Here is a 5,330-nt window from a genome sequence, read left to right as displayed (position 1 = left end):
CAACATCGCCGCCGGCCTACGTCACCACGCCAGACACCCAGATCACGCCCTCAAACTGATCCTGACCTCATGAGACGTGACTTTTCCGGCACCCTGGGTAGGGTGGTGACATGGCTACGAAGAAGTCCGGCGACGCCAAGAGTGCGCCACAGAAGGTGGCCGTCAGGACTCCGGCGAAAAGGGCGCCCACCGCGAAGGCGACCGTAGTCGGAGCTGCGCGAAGGAGTCGGATCGCCGCTGACGATCCCTTGTCTAAACAGCGGGTCTTGTACCTTGCAAACGTGTTCTCACGCGTACAACTCGCGAAGTTGATCGGCGTCAGCCCATCACAGACCTCCCGATGGGCATCAGGCGAAGAGCGTCCCGGCCCCGCCGCGGCTCCGGCGCTGATCGATCTAGAACATGTGTATTCGCGGGCGCGCCTGGTATGGGGTGGGGACTCAGCGCGCATCTGGCTGGAAAGCGCCAACGCCTTCCTCGGGGGGGCCCGCCCGCTTGATGTGCTCATCACCGAAGGAGCCGCTCGGGTTCTTCAAGCGCTCGACGCCGAGATGTGGGGCGGGGCGGCGTGAGTGCTGGTATATCGCGTTTTTCCCTACCTTGATACGGCTCTGCCCGGCCGGCCGGGGCATCCGCTCTATGAACACCGCCCGCAGCGCGGTGGCCGGGCCGACCACCCCGACTATTACGTGTGGTACCTGGCTCGCCAATCCGAAGCCTCGTGCGGCGAGGCATTCGGCAACCTGTCGCGCTGGATCGACTCAATGTTCGATTTTCCGGCAGTAACTGGTGCACGCAAGACGCTGGGAGTGTACGAACTGCCTGACGATCTGCGCATTTGCGACCTCGATGATCCGCACCGCCTCGTAGAGTTGGGGCTTCGACCGACACAGATCGTCACGCGCAACCTGGCAGTCACTTCCGAGTGGGCGCACCGGATCTGGTCTCAGCGATCCCCCGCCATCGATGACCGAAAATGGCAGGCGGTGCAGTGGTGGTCCTTCCACCAGCCAGCATGGACTGTCATCGCCAGCTGGGAACGGCCCAAGCTCGTCGAACTCGAGCAGCTGAACCTCCACCATCCAGCCGTTGCCGCGGCAGCCAAGAGCCTCAACCGGCCCCTATAGGCAATCGCCCCGGAATGGTCCGGCTACCTGCCTGAGCCCTCAAGGGCTTTCGCGCAGGTTTCTCGGCTTCGACCAGACGCATCGCGTTGATAAGGACCTGCGCACCGTCCTCGATCTTTGCGCACTGCGCCGTGTTGTTCTCGTCGTACCAGGCGCGGGTGATGGCGCAGTGCTGATTGCGGCATTCCTCATCAGATTGGTTGCTTCAAGTAGACGACGCGGTCGTCGAGCGGCTGTTGGCCGGCTTCATTCACCGCCGCGACCAGCGCCGCGGAGCCCGCGGGTTGGCGCGAAAACCGCGACGAGAGCGCAATCAGCACTCCGTGATGGTGACCGCCAGCGGTGCTGTGTTCGGCGGCCAGCCGGGTGAAATCGCCGACATTCTCGGTTAACACCGCATACCCACTGGCGATCGCCGCAGCGAACACATCCGGGTCTGCGCCGCCGGCCAAACCGAGCTCGGCCGCGGTCCTCGCCTCGATGCCTTCTTCACATACCGCAGCCGCCAGCCTGGCCGGGTACATCTCGTCCAACAGCACCTTCACCGCGTACCGGCGGTGGACGTCTCGTCACGATGCAGATCGATTCGTGCCTGAATCTCCTCCGGGTACGCGGCGCAGTAAGCCTGTGCCGCATCGACTTGGAAGCGCGTGATCGCCCGGTCTGACATCAGCTCTGCAGCCGGGTCGTCGACCGGCCCCAGATCGTGGAGCCACATGACGATCTCCCAAACGTCCGGCCCGCCGATCACTCCGGCCCGCCGACCGGTCGGCCCATCACGAAACGTGATCAACGGATGCTCATCGCGGCGCGCACCCTCCTCGGCATAGCGACGCAACCGGTCCGACAGCGTCTCCCCAGCCGCACGCGCCCGAAGACGCAGTCGCTCAGCAAGGCGATCATCAAGACGAACCGATACATTCACCGACGTAATTGCGTTGTAGCACAATGTCAACTCGTGACGTTGTGGAGGTCGAGCCCAACCATCGCCGCGAGCGCGGGGCCTGCAGGGTGGGAAGCAGCGCGCTCATGGTTGCTGAACCTACGGGCCGGGGCTGACGATGTTCGGGAGGCTGTCGGAATCAGACGGTCCTACCAGGTAGAGTGGCCGCGGGTAGGAGGTGGATCCCGGTGAGTAGCCCTGCCGAACTGGCGAAGACACTTGCTGAAGTCACCGAACGCGAGTACGTCCGGTTCACCGCCGACTGGCTCACCGACGCCAGTGACCTCGACGCAGAGCCGCCCCTCACCGGGAACCGGGTGACCGACGCCATCGTGTCCGCGGCGGCGGCTCATGCGAAGTTCACCAGTACCGGCGCGGTTCCGAGCTGGACCGGGACCCCCGAGCGGGTGCTGGGTCGTTTCTGGTATCCAGGCCACCCCAATTTGTTCGCATATGCCTTGGTCCATAGCCCGGCGTCGTTCTCTTTGCACGGCGTGTTGATCGAGGACGGCTCGTTGGTGTCGGTATGAACGCCCGCCGGGTGCTCACCCGCGACGAAATCGTCGCCCTGCTCATCGAAGTCGGTCAGCGCCTGGACGAAAGGGGCGCACGCGGCGACTTGTTCGTTGTCGGCGGCACGGCAATGGCTTTGGCGTATGACGCACGTCGGCTCACCGGCGACGTGGACACCGTATTCGAACCCAAGTCGGTAGTGCACGAGGCGATTCGGTATATCGCTAGGCGACACGGCCTGGCCGATGACTGGATCAACGTCGCGGCAAAGGGATTCCTGCCAGGTAACGACAGCAACGTGCGAGTCGTGCTTGACGTTCCCGGGCTGCGGGTCAGCATCCCGTCAACGGAATACCTGCTTGCGCTGAAGGTCCACGCCGCCAGACCGGATCGAGACCTCGACGACATCCGCTTTCTGGCCGATCAGCTTGGGCTGACAACCCCAGGCCAGGTTCTCGATGTGGCGGAACGGTTTTTCGGCCCCAACCGCCTGGAGCCGAAGTCGCAGTTCTTCATCGAGCAGATATTCGGGGATAGCTGAGCGGCCGTCGGGCTGACGTCGAGTACGACCCCGTCGGATCAAGCTGGCGTGCATCGGCTTTCAGCTTCCCTCAATACATTGAGCCGAAGCTGCGTCCGCATCGCCGAAGTCACTGTGCGCCATCACCGTATCGCGTTCCCGGTCGACACCGGCGAACGAACCCACATAAGTCACTGGGCTCAAATCAACTGGCCAGGTTATGCGGGCAGCCAGGGTCGGCCCTCTGCGAGCAGAACGAGGGCGTCGAGGGATGGCCGGCCGTTTTGGCGATGGTAGATAGGTGGCTCCGGATGGCGCAGAACTGTTTGGCGCCGGTACGGGTGCATAGGCACGCCCGAGGTCTGTGCGTCTGCGATCACCCCGAATGCGGCCGCTGACGCGCCCCACCTCCGGAGTGCCCGCACGGTAGGGCACTGCCGCCGAGTGAATCGCCGCCACTGTCAACCCCGAGGCGGCGACCGGCTCAGGCCCTCGTACGAAATCGGCTCTCCCGGCATGAATGTGGATCGTTAGGGTGATCGTTCATGCGGGAGCTGGAGGTGGATGGGCCCGCAGGTAAGCATGACCAGGGCCAGTGCCGCTTGGGCGGAGTGAAAGCCGTAGGCACGTCGGGTGATCAGCCGCACGACGTTGTTCAGGCCCTCGGCGCGGCCGTTGTTGATGCCGAGTCTGATGGCGGCCAGGATCCCGTCACGAAACTTGCGGATAGTCTTGGCGGCCTTGATGAAAGGGGCCAGCCGAGAGCGGCTGGCTTTGCTGATCCACCGGTCAAGCATCGCCGCGACGTCGTCAGGGTTCAGGTCGCCGTCGAAGATGGCACGGAACGCTTCCCGCAGGCTGTAGGCGCGCCAAACGTCCCCGCCGTGGCGGCGCAGTCGGCGCAGCGTTACCGACTGCTCGTCGGTAAGCGTCTCGGGGCGTTTGAGCAGCGCCCACCGGGCGCCCTTGAACCGCTTGGCCTTCTCGGCATCCAGGGCGCGCATCTGCTGCCAGGCCGCCCGGCGCACCGTGTCCAGCGCGTCGGTGACGATCTTGACCGCGTGAAACGGATCGATGCAGCGCACCGCTTTGGGGGCGTGGGTGCGAACCGACTTGTTGAACGCAGCACCCATGTCCATGCTGACCGCGGCCAGTTGCCCGGCGCGGTGTTCGCCGAGGTCGGTGAAGAACGCATCGAGGGTGGCGGTGTCCTTACCTTCAGCACCCCACACGATCTTGCCGGCGGCATGGTCGGCGACCAGGGTCAGGTAGTTGTGGTGGCGCTTGTAGCTGACCTCATCGACGCCGATGTGGACCAGCCCGTCCAGGCGGTCCGGGTCCAGTCCGTCGGCCACCACCCGCGCGCAGATCCGGCCAACCGTGTCCCAGTCGATACGGTACAGCCGGGTGATCGTCGTCTTGTCGGTCTTGGTCGCAAGGAACGCGACGAGGTCTTCGAAGTCGCGGGTGAACCGGGCACCCGGGCGCGCGAAAGGCACACCCTCAGTGAGCACCCCGTGGGTCGGGCAGTCCACCCGGCGCAGCTCGGCGCGCACGATCACCTGCCAGGGTCCCAAGGCCAGCCCCCGCCACGAGGAGGCTACCGGCCGGGTGTCATGACGCGACCGAGTCGAGTAATCACAACGCGGGCAGCACAGCCGGCGCCGACGCAACACTACCGTCACGGTGACCACGCCCGCGCCGAAGGACACGTCGCTGACGGTGATGCCCGGCAGGGCCAACAAGCGGTTGAATGCGGTAGTGACGCGTATGGGCACCCTGGCTCTCCGAGTCCAAGTGATCTTGACAGACCGTCCGAACCTAAAGCCCTCATCCTGTACCCGCCCCGCAACCGCAGATCCGTGACGCGGATCTCTTTACCAGCCAACGAATCCACAGCTGTTAACCCCGTCACCGATCCACATTCATGCCGGGAGAGCCACGAAATCTCTCGCCCTCCTTACGGAATCGGCGGGCTCTTACGGAATCGGCGGAATGAAGTCAGCTGCGGCGATGGATTCGGCCCCGGGGTCATAGAAACTCGTGCCCAAACCTGCCGGCGTTCCCACCGCACCGGTGGCGAGATCCACCTCGGTCACCCCGCCGAGACCGCCCGAAATCACGTAAGCGTCTTGCGAATTGGACGGATCGATGGCCGCATCGGTGATGTCGAGGGAATTCGGGTTGGTCGTGCCGCTGTTCAAGTTAAGCGTGCTCACCACCTGAT

General features: G+C 64.4%; 8 protein-coding genes. 4 read left to right on the top strand and 4 right to left on the bottom strand.

The window, feature by feature from the left end; translation table 11 throughout:
- Positions 1–110: 110 nt before the first annotated feature.
- A complete protein-coding gene (locus AC2VON_RS21960; RefSeq protein ID WP_486954757.1) occupies positions 111–572 on the top strand; it encodes an antitoxin Xre/MbcA/ParS toxin-binding domain-containing protein in 462 nt (153 codons plus the stop codon).
- Entirely contained in the window at positions 573–1,127 is a 555-nt protein-coding gene (locus tag AC2VON_RS21955; RefSeq protein WP_486954756.1) for an RES domain-containing protein, read from the top strand.
- A 191-nt stretch (positions 1,128–1,318) separates the two neighbouring features.
- On the opposite strand, the gene AC2VON_RS21950 is transcribed toward AC2VON_RS21955, so the two are convergent.
- Positions 1,319–1,672, bottom strand: coding sequence for a DUF5615 family PIN-like protein (locus tag AC2VON_RS21950; protein WP_486954755.1), 354 nt, complete (start codon positions 1,670–1,672; stop codon positions 1,319–1,321).
- The gene (locus AC2VON_RS21945) at positions 1,669–2,052 is read right to left on the bottom strand and encodes a hypothetical protein (RefSeq protein WP_486954754.1); all 384 of its coding nucleotides are present in this window, start codon (positions 2,050–2,052) and stop codon (positions 1,669–1,671) included. The genes AC2VON_RS21950 and AC2VON_RS21945 overlap by 4 nt, the downstream gene beginning before the upstream one ends.
- Before the next feature lie 206 nt (positions 2,053–2,258).
- On the opposite strand from AC2VON_RS21945, the gene AC2VON_RS21940 reads away from it, so the two are divergent.
- Positions 2,259–2,600: a hypothetical protein gene (locus AC2VON_RS21940; RefSeq protein WP_486954753.1), complete on the top strand. Its 342-nt coding sequence runs from the start codon at positions 2,259–2,261 to the stop codon at positions 2,598–2,600.
- Positions 2,597–3,124 carry a nucleotidyl transferase AbiEii/AbiGii toxin family protein gene (locus tag AC2VON_RS21935; protein WP_486954752.1) on the top strand — a complete coding sequence of 176 codons (528 nt, stop codon included), beginning with the start codon at positions 2,597–2,599 and terminating at the stop codon, positions 3,122–3,124. Before AC2VON_RS21940 ends, AC2VON_RS21935 begins: the two co-directional genes overlap by 4 nt.
- A 509-nt stretch (positions 3,125–3,633) precedes the next feature.
- Here AC2VON_RS21935 and AC2VON_RS21930 read toward each other — a convergent pair.
- Complete coding sequence (locus AC2VON_RS21930; RefSeq protein WP_486954751.1) at positions 3,634–4,881, bottom strand: ISL3 family transposase; 1,248 nt, start codon at positions 4,879–4,881, stop codon at positions 3,634–3,636.
- A 201-nt stretch (positions 4,882–5,082) separates the two neighbouring features.
- A partial coding sequence (locus tag AC2VON_RS21925) for a hypothetical protein (protein ID WP_486954750.1) occupies positions 5,083–5,330 on the bottom strand: 248 nt, incomplete at its 5' end.

Source organism: Mycobacterium sp. TH-M82, from assembly GCF_057473605.1.
Note: the sequence above shows the minus strand (reverse complement) of the source record. Positions and strands in the feature narration are given on the sequence as shown.

Excerpts from the sequence above, each read along its gene's own strand:
- AC2VON_RS21935 (WP_486954752.1), top strand. The coding sequence starts at position 2,597 with ATGAACGCCCGCCGGGTGCTCACCCGCGACGAAATCGTCGCCCTGCTC.
- AC2VON_RS21960 (WP_486954757.1), top strand. The coding sequence starts at position 111 with ATGGCTACGAAGAAGTCCGGCGACGCCAAGAGTGCGCCACAGAAGGTG.